We start from the raw sequence: 18,107 nt of genomic DNA on the forward strand, positions 1-18,107 counted from the left end.
CGCGGCCCCGTCGGCCCTCCTTCCGGAGGGGCGGCGGGGCCGTGTCCTTGCCCGGGGCGGAGCCGGGGTCAGAGCAGGGCGCGCAGGGCGGCCGGGTCGGTGACGGGTGCGTCGCAGGTGAAGTGACGGCAGACGTACGCGGCGGCGGCACCGGCCACCAGCGGTCGGTCCCGCAGCAGCGGGAACTCCTCGCCGCCGGGGGCTCCGGTGGCGAGGACCGCCCCGGGCGTGGTCGCCCTCAGGGCCGTACGGCGCAGCTCCTGGAAGCCGGGGGCGGCCGGGGCGCCGACGACGGCGATCTCGCGGGGGCCGTCGAGCAGGGCCTCGGCGACGGCGAGGCCCCAGCCGATGAAGCGGGGGGCGCGCGGGCCGAGCGCCTTGACCACGCCGAGGGCTCCCTCGGCGGCGTCCCGGTGGGCCTGTGAGCCGGTGTGGGCGGCGTACGAGAGCAGGGCTCCGGCGGCGGCCGTCCAACCGGACGGGGTGGCGTTGTCGGTGGGGTCCTGGGGGCGCCGGATGAGGGCCTCGGCGTCGTGGGCCGTGTCGTACAGCGCGCCGCCCTCGCCGGTGAAGCGGTCGAGGACGTGGTCCAGGAGGAAGCCGGCGAACTCCAGCCAGGCGCCCTCGCCGGTGACGGCGGCGAGGGCGAGGAAGCCTTCGGCGACGTCGGCGTAGTCCTCCAGGACGCCCGCGTTGGCGCCGGCCCGCCCGTCCTTCGAGGTGCGGGTGAGCCGGCCGCCGTCGTCGAGGTGGAGGCGGACCAGGAGGTCGGCGGCCTCGGTGGCGCGCTCGACCAGGTCGGGCCGGTCGAAGAGGGCGCCGGTCTCGGCGAGGGCGGCGATCGCGAGGCCGTTCCAGGCGGCGACGACCTTGTCGTCGCGGCCGGGGCGCTCGCGCCGCTCGCGGGCCGCGTGCAGCCGGGTGCGGATCGAGGCGATCCGGCCGGCGTCGGCGGGGCCCGCCTCCTGCGGGAGCTGGAGGACGGAGCTGCCGTGCTCGAAGGTGCCGTCCTCGGTGACGCCGTAGTGGGCGGCGGCGAGGGCGGCGTCCTCCGCGCCGAGGACCTCCGCCAGCTGGGCGGGGGTCCACGCGTAGTAGGCGCCCTCGACGTGCCGGCCGGTGCCGTCGTCGCTGTCGGCGTCGAGCGCGGAGGCGAAACCGCCCTCCGGGGTGCGCAGTTCGCGGACCATGAAGTCGGCGGTCTCCAGTGCGACCCGGCGGGCCAGGTCGCTGCCGGTGGCCTTCCACAGGTGGGCGTAGACCCGGCACATCAGGGCGTTGTCGTACAGCATCTTCTCGAAGTGCGGGACGACCCAGGCGCGGTCCACGGCGTACCGGGCGAAGCCGCCGCCCAGCTGGTCGTAGATGCCGCCGCGGGCCATCGCCTCACAGGTGTCGGCGGCCATCTGGAGGGCGCCCTCCGAGCCCGTGCGGGCGTGGTGGCGCAGCAGGAACTCCACCACCATCGACGGCGGGAACTTGGGCGCCCCGCCGAAGCCGCCGCGGGTGGCGTCGTACTCCCGGGTGAGCCCGAGGAGCGCCGCGGCCAGCTCCTCCTCACCGGGCAGCCCCTGCCCGCCGTGCGCGAGGGAGCGCCCCGCGAGGTCCTTCACGATCCGCTCCGCGACCTCGTCGACCTCCCCCCGCCGGTCGGCCCACGCCGCCCGCACCCCGTCGAGGACCTCCGGGAACGACGGCATGCCGTGGCGGGGCTCCGGCGGGAAGTAGGTCCCGAAGTAGAACGGCGCCGCGTCCGGCGTGAGGAAGACCGTCATGGGCCACCCGCCCTGCCCGGTCGCCGCCTGCACCGCCTCCATGTAGACCGCGTCGATGTCGGGCCGCTCCTCCCGGTCCACCTTCACCGCCACGAAGTGCTCGTTGACCAGCGCCGCCGTCGCCTCGTCCTCGAAGGACTCGTGGGCCATGACGTGGCACCAGTGGCACGCGGAGTAGCCGACCGACAGCAGCACGGGCACGTCGCGCCGTCGCGCCTCCTCGAAGGCCTCCGGCCCCCAGGGCCACCAGTCGACGGGGTTGTCAGCGTGCTGAAGCAGATAAGGCGAGGTCGTACCAGCCAGCCGGTTCATACGGTTCAGCCTCTCACGCCGACACGACCCTACCGGTTCGGCCCGCAAGACCCCGCCCTACTTGACCGATTTGCACTCATGCGCCATCACGTGGTGAATGCGAATCGCCCCTTTTACACCCCGGCCGCCCTGCGGACGACGGAGGTTCCGCCCCGGTTCAAAGCCGGTGCCCGACTGGAAGCGGGAAGTACGCTGAGTCGAGCAGCACCGCATCCTCGAAGGAGGTACTTCATGACCGCCGAGATGGTGGCGCCCGCGTGGATGCGTTCGCAGATCAGCGCGGAGCAGTACGACTCCTGGTCCGAGGAGCAGTGCGCCGGCATCGAGGTCGTGGACGGGATGGTCGTCGTGAGCCCGAGCGCCTCCGCGCGGCACAACCGGCCGGCGCGGGTCCTGGCCAATGCCCTGGACGCCGCCGCGGGCCCGGACTGGAACGCGGACACGGACTTCGACGTCCGCCTGCAGGACGTTCCGCTCACCAACCGTCGGCCGGACGTCACCGTCTACCGCGCGGAGACTATCGACCTCACGCCCACCCGACCCGAGCACGTGCTGCTGGTCGTCGAGGTCGTGTCGCCCGGCTCGAAGACCACCGACCGGATCGTGAAGGTGGACCAGTACGCCAAGGCCGGCATCCCCTTCTACTGGCGGGGAGAGCAGGCCGCCACCGGCCTTCCGATCGCCTACACCTGTGCCCTCGACCCTGCCACCAGGGGTTACAGGGACGGAGAGATGTTCACCGGCACAGTTGAGGCTGGCCTCCTCCTCGTAGCGTAGAGGCTGTGCCTGCAGGGGAAATTGGGAGTCATGGCGGAGAGGTGCCAATCCCCTCAAACTGTGGAGATCCTTTAAACGGTTTGCTCCAGGGTGGAGTTGACCCTCTGGTTGCGTTCGCAATCGATAGAGCAGAGCCGCGCCCCTGGCTCGGAGCCGAGCAGAACCCGGCCCCGAGCCAACCATGAACGGGCGCCGCAACGTCATCGAGGGCTGATCAAACCGGCTCAAGCAATGGCGCTGCATCGCGACCCGTTCCGACAAGCGGCACGACCGCTACGTTGCAGGCTGCACCCTCAGGTGCCTCTCATCACGCCCACCGCATGATCCACAGGCAGCGCCTGGATCAGAACACCAGGTCGCCGCGGTTGCTCCCCACCGAGTTCAGCCGCAGCGACAGTCCGCCGCTCAGGGGGGCCTTCCAGTCGCCGGTGCCCCGGAACAGCTTCGAGGGCTGGTACGGCTTGCCGACGGCTATCAGGTCGGGGCGGCCGTCCTTGTCGACGTCGCCGGCGCCGATGAGGGAGGCGTACGTGTTCCAGCCGCGTCCGATCTGGGTGCGGGGCGCGAAGGTGCCGTCGCCCTTTCCGAGGTGGAGCCACAGGACGCCGTTCTTGTCGCGGGCCAGGACGTCGCCGGCGGGGCCGCCCGCGATGTTCCCTACCGCGATGACGTCGTTGTAGCCGTTCCAGCCCCAGCCGACCTTCCTGCGCGAGGCGAAGGGGGTCGCGGCGACGCCGGTGCCGCGGTGCAGCCAGGCGACGCCGGTCTTGTCGGTGGCCAGGACGTCGGGGCGGCCGTCGCCGGTGAGGTCGCTGCCGGCGGCGATGTGCACGTACGCCTGCCAGCCGGTACCGACCCGCGTACCGGTGGTGAAGCCGCCGTTGCCGGTGCCCTGGTAGAGCCACAGGCTGCCGGACGGCTCGCGGGCGATGACATCGCCCACCGCGGAGCCCCCGAGGTTCCCGGCGGCTTCGAGTCGGTCGAACTTATTCCAGCCGGAGCCGACGGCCGCCCGGGGCTCACCCAGGTCGCTGGACGACCCCACCGGTCGCCAGTGGAGGTCGTCGCGCCACAGTCGGCCGGCGGAGTCCCGGGTGAGCAGGTCGGGCGTGCCGTTGTCGGTGAAGTCGTGCGGCTGGACCTTCCGGACCACCTTGAACCCGCCGTCGCGTACGACGGCCGGGCCGATGCCGTTGTCCGGACGGACGGTCAGCCGCCAGGTGTAGTCGCCGTTCCGGGGCGCCGCCGACCCGGCGTACGGCCAGGAGAAACGGACATCCGTCCCGTAGGGAAGGTCGTCGAGGGTCGTGGTCTTCCCGGTCCGCACGTGGCGGACGGTCAGTATCGCGTCCGACGTCGGGCGCGAGAGGGTCCAGCGGAAGCGGGCGACAGGGTTCTTGTCGAGGTCGAGCACGGCGGGCGGGACGGTGACGGCCGTGGCGACGATCTCCGTGGGCTGCCCGGTCGTCGCCACCTTCTCGACCAGGGGCTTCGCGCCGCCCGTGTCGGTGACCCGGTACAGCCCCTCGCCGCGCCCGACGATGCCGCCGCGCACGTACAGACGGCCGTCGGGGCCGGGGACCACCTGGTAGGAATGATCGAACAGGCGAACCGCAGCCTTGGTGACGAAGTTGTGGGCGGTCAGGGGGTAGTGGACGCTGGGGCGCGCGTTGTTCATGCCACCGGGCTGCCCGTACGCGACCCAGTTCCCGGCGATGCCGACGTGCAGGGCTGCGAGGGTGCCCTCCTGCCTGGAGACCGGGAGTTCGCGGACGTCACCAGCGCGGTTCGCGGCGAAGACCCGGGGAGTCTCGCCCTGCTCCACGACCCACGCGCTGTACGCCGAGGAGGAAGCCCTGTCCCCGGTCTCGGCCGTACGGACACCGGTGACGGCACCCGTGGCGAGGTCGAGCAGGCCCCACTTCGGCGAGCCGCTCTGGGAGAAGACGATCTCGGCATGGTCCGGACCGGCCTGCTCGATCTCGACGCCGACGGCACCCGAGGGCAGTTCTGCCACCACGCTTCCGGCGGCGTCGGCCCGCGTGTGCTTGCGGAGCACCGTGCCCGCAGAGGTGGTGACCGTGGTGTAGACGGCGTCACCCGCCGACCCGACGTACCGGGGAGCGCCCGCCGCCTCGCCGACGGGGACGACGAGCTCGGCGTCCGTGCCCAGCTCCCGCTGCACGACCTTCCCCGGCTGCCACTCGACCACGAAGTCACTGGTCCGCGTGGACCGCAGCTCGGTGTCGTACCCGTACGCGTACACGCTCACGGCGCCGCCCGAGAACGGGTGGAAGGTCCCCTTGCCGTCCCCGCCGCGCGTGAGGAAACCGGACACACCGACCCCGGCCAGCTCCCCGCCCTTGGGGTACGCGATCAGGTCCGCGTCGGCAGCGGTCGCGCCCGCCACGACGGTCCCGTCCGCCGGAACAGCGAACGAGGGGGCCGCGAGGGCGCCTGCCCCGAGGGTGACGGCGAGCGCGACGGCGACGGCGGTCGCGAGCCGACGACGGTGGGCAAGGGCCTGCAACACGGATGATCCTCCCGAGGAATGAGGGCACGGATGGTGCTTCGTTCAGCTGATAAGACCCGTAGAGAGCCCAATGGTTGTACGTCGACCAGGTTCAGGAAAACAGCGACTTCGGGGGTCCACCGCCGCGGCCGGTGGACCCCCATGAGCCAAGGTGGCTCCCGTGATGTCGCGCTACGCGGGGCTGTAGCTCTCGATCATGTGAACAGTGCTGAAGGTCCAGCTGCCGGCTGGGGCCGTCCATCTGTGGATGGGGTCCGAGAGCAGACGTCCCGGAACGGCAGGCCAAGTGAGCATCTTGAGCCCTTTCCAACCTCACGCTGGCGCGTGATGAAGGACGAGGACGGGCTGGACGACCGCCGTGATGCGGCTGGTGCTGCAGCGAAGTTTCCGCAGGAGGCGCCAACCCTTGAGGGTGGCCATGGCTTGCTCGCCGAGGCAGCGGATCTTGGCTTGTGTGCTGTTGTGCCGACGCTGCCACCGCTTGAGGCGACGGCCACGAAACGGCACCCGGAGGTTACGCCGGGCTGTAACGCTCGATCATGTGCACACTGTTGAAGTACCAGGCACCGGAGGGAGCTTCCCAGCCGTAGATGGGCTCCTTGAGGTACGCCCCGTTGGTGGAATCCCACGCGGCAAGCCAGGTGAACATCTTAACGCTGCCGTTTTCGTAGCCGTACATGGCGCCCACGTCGTCCCTGCCGTCACCGTTGAAGTCACCCGTGACGATCTTCATGTTCTGCCGCCAGAACCGCCCGGCGGCACCGTTCCAGATCTCGTCGCGGGTAAGGAACTTCCCGTTCTCGTCACTGGGGTTGAAGCCGATGATCGCATCGTGACCGTCGCCGTAGTCGTACCAGCTCATAATGTCGTCACGGCCATCGTTGTTGAAGTCTCCGGCATGGATGCTGGCCTGCGAGAAGGTCCATCCGCTGGAGCTCCAGCCGGCGATCGGCTCATCGAAGCCTCCGTCCACCTTGGCGGGGAACGTAAAGAGCTTGACGTCACCGTTGGCGTAGCCGTACAGAGCCCCGATGTCGGTGCGTCCGTCCTGGTTGAAGTCACCCGTGGCGAACTTCATGCTCTTCACGTCCCAGCCGCTGGAACGGTAGAACGAGGAGAACGGGTAGTTGAATCCGCCCTTGATGTTCGAGATGAAGGTGAAAAGCTTGTCCTGACCGTCTCCATAGGCGTACCAGGTGGCTATGTCGTCCCGGCCGTCCCCGTTGAAGTCGCCGGACTGGACATGGATCGGATCGAAGTTCCAGGCGCCCTTGGGGGCAGTCCAGGACGTGAACGGCGCGTTGAACTTCCCGTCGCCCCTTCCGGTCCATGTACGAAGGCTCAGGCCTCCGTCTTCGTAGCCGTAGAAGGCTGCGATGTCACCTATGCCGTCACCGTTGAAGTCGCCCGTGGTGCGCTTCATGTTCTCAGCCCAGTAGTTACCGGCAGGGGTTGTCCAGGCATGCACAGGCGCCTGGAAGCTTCCGTCCGAATTGGTGGAGAAGGTATGGAGCTCGTCATGACCGTCGCCGTAGTCATACCAGTCTGCGATGTCACTTCGACTGTCACGGTTGTAGTCGTGACGGGCGGAGGTTCCACTGGACCAGAGAGACTCGCTCTTGTCGTTGTACACGACGACGTTTCCGGAATCCTGGATGACGGCGAAGCCTTCCTTGGTGTTCCCGACGGCCGTGCTCCATACAGGCTGCATCTGCTTGTCGAGAAGAGCGATGTCGCCGTCGTTCTCGATTCGCGCGATGGTGCCGGCAGGACCTTGCGGGCTGTTCCACACCTGTGCGCCGGTCTTGTTCGTGATGATCAGTTTGCCGTCCGCCCGCATGGTGAGAGTGGATGCCTGACCGGAGATGGAACCACCGGACTGGATCACCGTCATCGGCTCGAGCCGGATGCCACTGTTGATTCCTTCGATGGTGTATGGGGCCTCAAAACCGGTGAGGCTGATGGTGACGGTCGTGGTGACGTTGCCGACGACGCGGTTGGTCGTGGTGCCCTTGCCGCGCCACGCCAAGATGGAGTTGTCGGCCTTGCGCGCCCACAGGTCCATGATCTTGTCACCGTCGACGACGCCTTCGCGGGTGCCGTCGAGGTCGCCGGAGGTGCCGATCTGCGGGTAGCGGGCTTTCGTCAGACCAGTGGCGACCCTGAAACGGTCCCGCCCCCATGTTGTGAAGTTGATCATTTTGCCGTTGGCTGGGTCGGGGGTGGCGTGAGACCGGAATACATCGCCGGTTGCGTCATCACGGATCAGAAGATCAGGAAGGCCGTCTCCATTGACGTCACCGGGAAGAGCGAGGGTGTACTTGCTCCAGTCTGTACCTGTACCCACGGGGACGATTTTCCCCATGCCCAAAACATTCGAACGGCTACCCCTGTAGAGCCACAGGAGCTTACCCTCCTTGATCAGAACGTCCGGCGCGTTCTTGGGATCGGGGATGAGATCAGCAGCGAGAACCTGACTGGCCTGCTTCCAGTAGTTCTTGTCATGGTACGCCGTGAGCCGCACGGGGCCTTCGTCGGAATTCACGACCCCGAGCCCGTTGTTCTTGTAGACCAGCAGGTCCTTGGCGTTGTTCTCGTTGGGATTGGGAACGAGAGCCACGAGGTCGTTATAACCGTCCTCCTGCCAGTCGGGCACAGTGGCGATCTGTCCACCCGGGAACGTCGCGCCTCGGGAAGTGGCGTTGAGAGTGGAGAACTCCCGGTCGCCCTGCCCCATGTAGGCGAGCAGGGTTCCGTTGCTGTCGGCGCTCCAGATGTCCTTGAACCTGTCGCCGTTGAGGTCGTTGAGTTCGTCCCGCTTAGATTCCTTGGCCGCGTAGTACAGGTAGGTCGCCGTGTCCGATCGGTTGCCCGCGGCGTCGAGACCGTAGGCGTAGATCATGTGCGGGCCGTACGAAGGAATTCTCACCTGCCCGCCGAAGACGCCTCCGCCGACGACCGCGGCGTGGTGAGTGTCAGGATCGGTGTCGGTCCACCAGTAGACCTTCGTGATGCCGTCCGACTTCACCGTCTCGAAGGTGAAGTTGGCGTTGGTGCGGGCCTTGCCGGTCTTCGCGGGCACTCCGGTGTCACCGGGCGGGTACACGGGAACTCCGCCGCTCGTCTTGGGAGAGACGATCTTGGGGGCGCTCATGGGGCGCTGGCGGTCGAACTGGAACGAGCAGGGGCCGTCCCTCCAGCCTGACGGAGAGCCGTCCTGGTCGATCGCCTGAACGCGCCACGAGTAGGTCACACCGGTCCCACCGGGCGTCAGGGAGACGGGCAGCGCAAGCGTCGCGAGTCGGCCGTTGAGGACGGGGATGGACTGGTTGACGATGCGCGTGCTGGCAGCCCCCTTGTTCTCATACACCTCGAACTGGGCCTTGAGGTTTCCCTTGTCCCCGTCCTTGACCCTGGCGTGCAGGCTGACGGAGACGTTGCCCAGCTTGCCCGCGTTGCCGCACGGGGTGACGGGGTTGGTGCCGAGGAGATCGGGGAGGTCGGGACGCGTGTTGTACTCGGTCTCCAGGACCACGGTGGTGGGATCGAACTTCTTCCAGCCCCGCGTGTCGCCCTCGTCGGCGTAGAGACCGAACGTGACGGTGTCCTTGCCGGCCGCTGCCTGGGAACGCACCCAGCTGTCGGTTTTGAACTCAAGGTTTCCCGCCGGGCAGTCGGCCGACCAGCCCTTCGCGTCACGCACGGTGTCCAGGGGACCGGACGTGAGCTTGCCGGGCTGGTTGTTCCAGTTCGTCCCCTTGTGGATCGCACCCGTCGGATACAGGTAGACGTCCGCGTCGGTGCACGACCACGACCAGATGTTCTTCAGGCGCAGCGTCGCGGACTTGACCTCGACGCCCTTCAGGTGCGAGATGTCGAGCTGGAGGAAGGAGCGGGAGACGGCCTTCGGCGTGCCGGTCTGGGCTTCGTAGCCGACGCGGATCGAGCCCTTGGCGTTCCATTCCGACCAGGAGGGGTAGCGCTGGTAGACGCGGGCCCAGTTCCACTTCTGGCCGTCACCGTAGCCCCAGCTGGGGTCGATGTAGACGGGGTAGGTCGTCTCCGTACCGGTCAGGAGATCCTGGTCCGGGGTGATGGTCAGGCTCTCCGAGGTGAGCTCGGTCGGCATGACCGCGTCCTGAGCGCCGACCGCGGGGTCGAACGGCGTACTGCCGTCCGCGCCGGTCTCCGTGATCTCCTCCGCCGACATCGCGCGCATGGCTCCGGCCGCGGGTGCGGGGGGAGCGGTCGTGGTGGAGTCCCACATCATCGGGGCGGCGCTGGAGAAAATGGTCTGCCCGGTCGGGTCCTTGGCTATCAGACTGCCGGTCTCGGCGTCCTTCTCGACCGTCAGGCCGTCCGTCTGGATCCCGAACTGCAGCTGGACGAGCTCCGGATTACGCGCGGCCTCGGCGCTCTTGACCACGAACACTTGCGAGAAGCCCTCGACTTCGGCCTTCACCTGCAGGTCGACACCGGGCAGCACCTCGGCGTACGTGGCGATGTTGCCCTCCAGGACCGGCTTGGGCAGCGCCTTCGGCCAGGTCAGCGACAGAGTGCGGCCGTCCTGGGACCCCTCGATCAGGGCTCCCGCCCCACCCCCGGAGAACTTCACCGCGACGCTGGTCGCCCTTGTGACGACCGAGCCGTCCGCGGCGAACTCCAGCGTCGGGTCCGCCGCCACCCAGGCGTCATCGCGCCACAGCCGAACCGGGACACCGAACTCGACACGCTTCAGGTCACCGTCGGGCTGCGCCCAGGTCTCGGTCGACTCCGTCCTGGCGTCGAGCACCTCGACCGGCTGCCCCGTCTCCGCGGCCTTCCGCAGCGCGGCGTCCTCCTCGCTCACCAGTCCGCTCGTCACGTCGTCGGTGGATACGAGTTCGTCGGACGGCTCGGCCACCGCGGCCGCCGCCTGCGTCGCACCGACCGGGACCGCCGACAGCGTTCCGGCCACTATCGCACCCGCCAGAACGCCCGGCAGAAGACGTCTCCTCCAGACCCGTCTACCTCTTGTCATGATCACGCCTTTATTCCCTCCCCTTCGAAGCACCTGAACCCCGGAACCGCCGGGCGCAAAAACCGCCAGGGGGCACGAGAATCGGATCGACCTTACAACCCAATCGCCCGCCGAAATCGATTCACTCAATGCGCAACAGTCGGGCAAATGGTCACCATCCGGGGCGCCCAAGACTGCCAGACACCCGACCTGACCTGCGAACTTAACTATTCAATGCGAAAAATCGGACACACGGAACACTTCCAGCAGAGCCACTCATTTAAAAAGTAAGTCAATTCCCGCTATTCGGGTTCGAGGTCCACTGCTACAGTCTCCCGTTTTATTGGATTTGACTGGGCGGGAGCACGTGAGCGTTTTCCGACGAAGAGGGTGGGCTGCGGCCCTTTCCGCAGTGATGGCGGTGGCACTTCTGCCATCGACAGCCGAGGCGTTGGTGGGGCAGGACCCGGGCATCAGCACCTCGCTGCCCGGCCTCAAGCAGCCGAAGCCGGTACCGGTCAAGCCGCTCAAGGCGGGACACAAGAGCCGCCCGAACGCGGCCTCGGCAGACGTCGCGAAGCGCGTGACATGGCCGTCGCCCGGTGCGCGGACCGCTCCGGTCACCGGGGCACAGGCGGCACAGCGCACCGCGGCCGCGCCCACGGCCGCGCCCGCGACGAACTCGCCCGTCTCCATCGCGGGAGTGACCGAGAAGTCCGCCAAGGCAAGGGCGCTGACCCGGGCCGAGATATCCGTCGCCTCGCGCGCCGCCACCAACAAGGCCGGCGTGGAAGGCCTCCTCTTCACCGTCGGCCGGGCCGACGGCGAGCGAAGCGGCGGGCACGCTCAGGTCAGCGTCGACTACTCGACATTCAAGGACGCGTACGGCGGCGACTGGGGGGCACGGCTCCGGCTCGTACAGCTTCCCGCCTGTTCCCTGACCACGCCGGACAAGCCCGAATGCCGGGCGACCAAACCCCTGCGAACGGTCAACGACACCGAGAACCACAAGATCACGGCAGTCGCCCCCGTTCCCGGGGACACCGCCCCGGCGACGGCGCAGGCGACCGCCGCCTCCGGCGACTTCACCGTTCTCGCCGCCACCGCCTCCTCGGGTGGCTCCACCGGCAGCTTCGCGGCCACGCCCCTGGAGGCTTCGGGGCAGTGGAGCGCGGGCGGCGCGACCGGAGCCTTCACCTGGAACTACAAGGTGGACGTGCCGGACGCTCCCGGCGGCCTGGCACCCGGCGTGTCCCTGAGCTACAACTCGCAGGCTGTCGACGGGCGTACCGCCGCGTCGAACAACCAGGCCGGCTGGATCGGCGACGGCTGGTCGTACGAGCCCGCCTACATCGAGCGCCGTTACAAGCCCTGCGAGCAGGACGACAAGGCCACCGGCAACAACAAGGACGTCAAGGTCGGGGACCAGTGCTGGTACTCCGACAACGCGACGCTCTCCCTCGGCGGCAAGACCTCCGAGCTCGTTTACCAGGCCGGCAAGGGCTGGCACCCCGCCTCCGACAGCGGTGAGAAGGTCGAGAAGCTGGTCGGTGCCGTCAACGAGGACACCGGAACCGACGGGACCAAGGGCGAGGGCGGTGCCGGCGAGCACTGGAAGATCACCACGCGCGACGGCACCCAGTACTTCTTCGGACGGAACCGGCTGCCCGGCTTCGTCAACGGCAACACGACCACGAACTCCACGCTGACCGTTCCCGTCTTCGGCAACCACGACGGGGAGCCCTGCTACAACGCGTCGTTCGCCGCCTCCTCCTGCCAGCAGGCCTGGCGGTGGAACCTCGACTACGTGGTCGACCCCCGCGGCAACTCGATGGCCTACTTCTGGAAGAAGGAGAAGAACAGCTACGGCCTGAACGTCACCGACTCCGGCACCTCGACCAAGACCCAGTACGACCGGGCCGGCCACCTGCTGCGCATTGAGTACGGGCTACGGGAGAGCACCCCCTACACGACCAAGGCCACGGCCAAGGTCATCTTCACCTCGGTCGACCGCTGCGACACGACGACCTGCGTCTTCGACGAGGCGAACGCGTCCAAGTGGCCCGACACCCCGTACGACCTGAACTGCGCGAGCACCGCCACCGACTGCAAGGACCGGCATTCGCCGAGCTTCTGGTCCTCCGTACGCCTGAAGTCCATCACCACGCAGGTGTACAGCGGCGCAGCCTACAAGGACGTCGACGTCTGGACGCTGGAGCAGTCCTTCCCACCGTCGGGTGACGGAATCTCCCGCCCCATGTGGCTCGACACCATCAAGCGCGAGGGCAAGAACGGCACGGTCGTCGACGGACTCCCCGCCATCACGTTCATCGGCGAGCAGAAGCCCAACCGGGTCGACGGCCTGGGCGACGGACTGGCCCCCTTCATCCGCCTGCGCATGTCGCAGATCCTCACCGAGACGGGTGGCGCCATCGGCGTCACGTACCACACGCCCGACTGCACGGTGACCTCCCTGCCGCCGCGCGACGCGTCCAACAGCACGCGGTGCTACCCCATCAAGTGGGAGGCGGAAGGCGACAAGGTCAAGGAGGACTGGTTCAACTCGTACGTCGTCAGCAGCGTGGTGGAGAGCGACAACGTCGCGGCCACCCCGGACGTCGTCACCGAGTACAGCTACCTCGGCGGAGCCGAGTGGTCCAAGAACGAGGACGAGTTCACCAAGGCGGAGAACCGGGAATACTCCGTCCCTCGCGGCTACTACCGCATCCAGACCCGCAAGGGAGCCGGCCTGGAACCCCGCACGCTAAGCGAGACCCGCTACTTCCGCGGCATCGACGGCGCGGTGGTGAAGGACTCCGCCGATGTCGGCGTGACGGACCGCGAGCAGTTCAGCGGCATGCCGCGAGAGCGTGCCACGTACAACGGAGACGGCGGGGCGCTGGTCACGGCGACCTCCTTCACCCCCTGGCGTTCCGCGGTCACCGCGACGCGCAGCCGCCCCGGACTGCCCGACGTCGAGGCGTACTTCACCGACACCGCCGTCGATGAGAAGCGGACGGCGACACCGGGCGGGGAGAGGACGACCAAGACCGTCCGCACCTTCGACGAGTACGGCCTGCTCAAGACGGTCTCCGATACCGGTGACACGGAAAAGACCGGTGACGAGAAGTGCACCACGCTCACGTACGCGCGGGGCACGGGGTCGTTGATCGTCGACAAGGTGTCGCGCGCCGAGACCGTCGCCGTCGCCTGCGGTGCCACCGTCACCCGGCCCGCCGACGTCGTCGACGACATCCGCACCTACTACGATGGCCTCGCCCTGGGCGCCGCGCCGACCGCCGGCCTGACGACCAAGGTCGAGCGGATCAACGGCACGGGCACCGGCTACCAGACCGTCTCGTACACGCCCAGCACGTGCGGTACGGGCACCCAGCTCTGCTACGACCAGTACGGACGCCAGCTCGCCTCGGCCGACGCCTACGGCGCGGTCACCAAGACGGCCTTCGCGCCCACGGCGGGTGAAGTCCCGACGGGCATGACCCTCACGAACCCGCTCAACCACGCCGTCACCACGGTCCTGGAACCGAGGCGCGGCCAGCCGACCAAGATCACCGACGCGAACGGGAAGGTCAAGAGCGTCACGTACGACGCGCTCGGCCGCATCACCGCCGTGTGGCTGCCCACTAGGGCGCAGGCGACGTACCCGGCGGCGCCGAACTACCAGTTCCAGTACCTCGTCCGCACCACCGGCCCGATCATCACGACGACGAAGGTGCTGACGCACGACAGCCAGTACCGGACGAGCTACTCGTTCCAGGACGGTCTGCTGCGGCCGCTCGAGACCCAGCAGGAATCACCCGACCGTGCGGGCCGCCTCATCACGGAGGCCCTCTACAACTCGCGCGGCGAACAGACCGTGGATTCCGGCCTGTTCTACGCGGATGGTGCTCCCGAGCCCTTGGCGGTGACGGGCAAGGAGACCCTTTACCCGTCGTCGACGGAGACGGAGTACGACGGCGTCGGACGTCCCGTCTCGGTGATCTCGAAGAAGTACACGGACAAGACGCGTGAGACCACGTACGCGTACACCGGCGACTCGATCACGGTGGTTCCGCCCGCGGGCGGAACGCCCACGACAACGGTGATCGACGCCATGGGGCGGACCGTCGAACTGAAGGAGTACACGAACGCCGCCCGCACGACGTCCCAGTCCACCCGTTACGGCTACGACAAGATCGGCCGTCTGGCTTCCCTCACCGACCCCTCGAACGCCGTCTGGACGTACAAGTACGACACGCGGGGCCGTCAGATCGAGGCGGTGGATCCGGACAAGGGCAAGACGGTCACGGCCTACGATCAGGGCGATCGGCCGGTCACCTCGACGGATGCCCGCCAGATCGCGCTGACAACCACGTACGACCTCCTGGGCCGTCCCACGGCCCTGAAGAAGGGCACGACCAGCCTGGCTTCGTGGACCTACGACGCCACCGGGGCGAAGGGCCTTCCGGCCAAGGCCACCCGCTTCGACACGGGCGGAAACGCCTGGGTCACGGAGAGCACGAGCTACAACGCACTCGACCAGCCGGTGATCACCCGGTTCACGGTGCCCGCCTCGGAGACCGGCCTGGCGGGGACGTACGAGTGGTACACCACCTACAACGCGAACACTGGGCAGGCGACCGCTCTGGAGCACCCGGAGATGGCGGATCTGCCGCTCGAGGTGGTCACCACGACGCTGACCGCGGTGACGGGTCTGCCGGATGCGGTGGCCGCGGTGACACCGGACACCTCGCAGACGCTGCTCGCGGACACGACCTACGACCACTACGGCCGAATGATCCGCGCCGAGTACGGCGAGTTCGGACGTCACATCTGGACCACCAACCAGTACGACGAGCACACCGGGCAGGTCACCAACACCTTCACCGACCGCGACGCCTCCCCGCAGCGCGTCGAGGACACCGCATACTCCTATGACCTGGCCGGCAACGTCACTAGGATCGCGAACGGGTACGACCAAGGTGCGGCGCGCACCACGGACACGCAGTGCTTCACGACCGACAGCCTGCGTCGCATCACGGAGGCGTGGACCAACACCGGCACGTTGTGTGACGCCGCCCCGACGGCCGCGGTGGTCGGCGGGCCGGACGCGTACTGGTCCACCTACACCTACGACGCCGTCGGCAACCGCGACATCGAAGTCCAGCACAAGACCCCCTCGGGCCCCACGGCGGACATCACCCGCGACTACGCCGCGCCGGCGGCCGGCACTCACAAGATCGGCTCCGTGGCACAGACCGGGGTGAACCCCCGCACGGAGACGTACACCTACGACGCCACCGGCAACACCGCCACGCGGAAGATCGGCACGGCCGACCAGCAGACGCTGGTGTGGGACGACGAGGGGCACCTGAAGTCCGCCACCAAGGTCACGGACGTCACCAGCTTCCTGTACGACACCAGCGGCCAGCGCATGGTCCGCCGGGACTCCACCGGCACGACCGTGTACCTGCCCGGCGGCGACGAGCTCCACAAGGACAAGGCCGGCAAGGTCACCGGAACCCGTTACTACAACGGGTCCGCGATGTACAAGGCCGGCAAGTACACCTTCCTGCTGGCCGATCACCACGGCACGGGCGGCACGCAGATCACGAACGACGCCGTGCAGAAGATCACCCGCCGCAAGAGCACCCTTTTCGGCGGCCCCCGCGGCACCCAGCCCACCGGCTGGATCGGCGACAAGGGCTTCCTCGGCGGCACGAACGACACCACCACCGGACTCACCCACCTCGGTGCCCGTGAGTACGACGCCGCCCTCGGCCGCTTCATCAGCGTCGACCCGCTGCTGGAAACGAGCAGACCGCAGACGCTGTCCGGCTACGTCTACTCCGGCAACAATCCCGCGACGTTCTCCGACCCGACGGGCCTGGCGTTTCCCGAGTGCGCCAGCGGGATGTACGTCTGCAAGAACAAGGGCACGGATGTCGTCAAGAAGGGCAAGAACTACGACAAGATCGTCTACGGCGTAGGTGCCGAGCCGACGGCCGACGACGTCGCCTCGTGGGCGGAGCCTGCGGACCAGGCCGATTACTTCATCACCAAGGTCGCCAAGGAATACCTCGGCACAGGCAAGGCCTACAAGGAGTGGAAGAAGGTTTACCTCCAGAACATCAGCCACTTCCCCGGCGATCCGCCGACCCTCCTGGACATCCTGGCCGCCGCCGGCAACTCCTGCAACGGACGGAATTCGTACAACTGTCCTGAAGATTTGAAGAACATCACGTGGGACATACAAGAATTCCGGGATCTGGCCGTAATCCCCGCGTATGTGGGCGCTTACGAGAATGGCGCACCGCGCGCTCCCGGAAGCGGTGGATCGAAGAGTGGTCCGGGGGGCTGTGGAAAGTGCTTCCTTGCCGGTACGGACGTCCTCATGGCGGACGGATCCAGCAAGGACATCGACAAGATCCGGGTCGGTGACAAGGTCATCGCGACCGACCCTTACACCGGAAAGACGGAAGCCCGCGAAGTCACGCGGCTGATCGTCACCGAGGATGACAAGAAGTTCAATGAGCTGACCATCGATACACCTCGAGGTCCGGCAACGCTCACGGCGACACACGAGCACCCGTTCTGGTCCGTCTCGGAACACCGCTGGCTGGAGGCACGCAACCTCAAGCCCGGCACGACCCTGCGCACGGAATCGGGCCGCACGGTCAAGGTCACCGCAAACCGGGCGTACACCCAGCACGCCCGTACGTATAACCTGACCGTGGACGAACTGCACACGTACTATGTGCTGGCGGGCGAGACTCCGGTCCTCGTTCACAACAGCAACTGTCCGACCGCGTCAAAATATGAGGACATCACTAGTCCTGGCGCCCGCATGCTGAACAAGTCGACGGACGTCGGTCCCGTGGAGTTCGGAAAGAACCTTGAGGCCAACGGGTGGGCTCGCACCGACAAGGGCCCGAACATCATGTACGAGAAGGATGGGGCAAGGTATTTCCTTCGCGGGAAGGCGAACAGCCACGAGGGGTGGACGGCTGACTACTACAATCCGGGGTCTAAGAAGGCCGACATCAAGATCAGGCTGGGTGAGGACTAATGGCAGAGGCGGGTTCGATAGTGATCGATCGCAACGGCTATCTGGATGTTCGCTCCCGTAGCGCAGCCACCTTCGATCTTGATGCCAGGCTGCCTGGCCAGGTCTTCAAGGAGGGCGCGGAGGACTCGCTGTTCTGTGAGTTCGATGCGGTCCTCACCCCGGAATTCTGGCCGGCGCTCTGCACGATGGCCCGGTGGCATGGTGACAGGCACGTCGAACTGCTGGTTCTTGAGCCGGACTGCGACGCGTTCTACCTCCCGGAGTATCGGATGTACCCGGCGTTGTCGTTGCCCGTCGAGGCCGACGTGGACGACTACTGGGCGGCGATCGGTCATGAGCCGGACGGCGACATCATGGGGTCGATCGCGATCTCTGCGAACGTCATCGCTGTGACTGGACCTTCCGGAAAGTGGGGGTGTTGGGGTGAAAGGGATCCCGAGGTTGCAATCTTCCGGGGTTTTCCGAACGTGGCCGCACGGAACAAATGGCGCGCGCAGTTCGGGCCCTTCCTGGAGGTGTCAGGCGCACTGGAGTCGTATCTCCCGCTGACCTTCGCGGGGCGGACCGTTCCGGACGAGTACGCCGCAACCCTGACCGTCAACTATGGACCTCCGAGCGGTAGACGGCCGTAACGTCACGGAG

6 protein-coding genes and 1 pseudogene are annotated in these 18,107 nt (G+C 67.5%); 3 read left to right on the plus strand and 4 right to left on the minus strand.

Features of this window, described 5'->3' with window-relative positions:
- Positions 1–68 precede the first annotated feature (68 nt).
- Positions 69–2,087 carry a thioredoxin domain-containing protein gene (locus tag IE326_RS07300; protein ID WP_190041104.1) on the minus strand — a complete coding sequence of 673 codons (2,019 nt, stop codon included), beginning with the start codon at positions 2,085–2,087 and terminating at the stop codon, positions 69–71.
- A 231-nt stretch (positions 2,088–2,318) separates the two neighbouring features.
- Between IE326_RS07300 and IE326_RS07305 the strand changes: the two genes are divergently transcribed.
- Positions 2,319–2,864: a Uma2 family endonuclease gene (locus IE326_RS07305; RefSeq protein WP_190041105.1), complete on the plus strand. Its 546-nt coding sequence runs from the start codon at positions 2,319–2,321 to the stop codon at positions 2,862–2,864.
- Positions 2,865–3,207: 343 nt separating this feature from the next.
- Here IE326_RS07305 and IE326_RS07310 read toward each other — a convergent pair whose 3' ends face one another.
- The 3 genes and pseudogenes from IE326_RS07310 to IE326_RS07320 all read right to left on the minus strand — a co-directional run bounded on the left by IE326_RS07310 (position 3,208) and on the right by IE326_RS07320 (position 10,354).
- Positions 3,208–5,397, minus strand: a complete 2,190-nt coding sequence (locus tag IE326_RS07310; protein ID WP_190041106.1) for an FG-GAP repeat domain-containing protein — start codon at positions 5,395–5,397, stop codon at positions 3,208–3,210.
- Between the two features lie 312 nt (positions 5,398–5,709).
- Positions 5,710–5,910 (minus strand): annotated as a pseudogene (locus tag IE326_RS07315) (IS5/IS1182 family transposase); the annotation flags it as partial.
- Between the two features lies 1 nt (position 5,911).
- On the minus strand, positions 5,912–10,354 hold the full coding sequence (locus IE326_RS07320) for an FG-GAP-like repeat-containing protein (RefSeq protein ID WP_190041107.1): 4,443 nt from the start codon (positions 10,352–10,354) through the stop codon (positions 5,912–5,914).
- Between the two features lie 463 nt (positions 10,355–10,817).
- On the opposite strand from IE326_RS07320, the gene IE326_RS07325 reads away from it, so the two are divergent.
- Both IE326_RS07325 and IE326_RS07330 read left to right on the plus strand, forming a co-directional pair.
- A complete protein-coding gene (locus IE326_RS07325; protein WP_190041108.1) occupies positions 10,818–17,465 on the plus strand; it encodes a polymorphic toxin-type HINT domain-containing protein in 6,648 nt (2,215 codons plus the stop codon).
- A gap of 20 nt (positions 17,466–17,485) precedes the next feature.
- The gene (locus IE326_RS07330; RefSeq protein ID WP_229915234.1) at positions 17,486–18,097 is read left to right on the plus strand and encodes a hypothetical protein; all 612 of its coding nucleotides are present in this window, start codon (positions 17,486–17,488) and stop codon (positions 18,095–18,097) included.
- Positions 18,098–18,107: the final 10 nt, after the last annotated feature.

It is taken from the genome of Streptomyces filamentosus, from assembly GCF_014654895.1.
GTDB classification, from domain to species: Bacteria; Actinomycetota; Actinomycetes; order Streptomycetales; family Streptomycetaceae; genus Streptomyces; species Streptomyces filamentosus.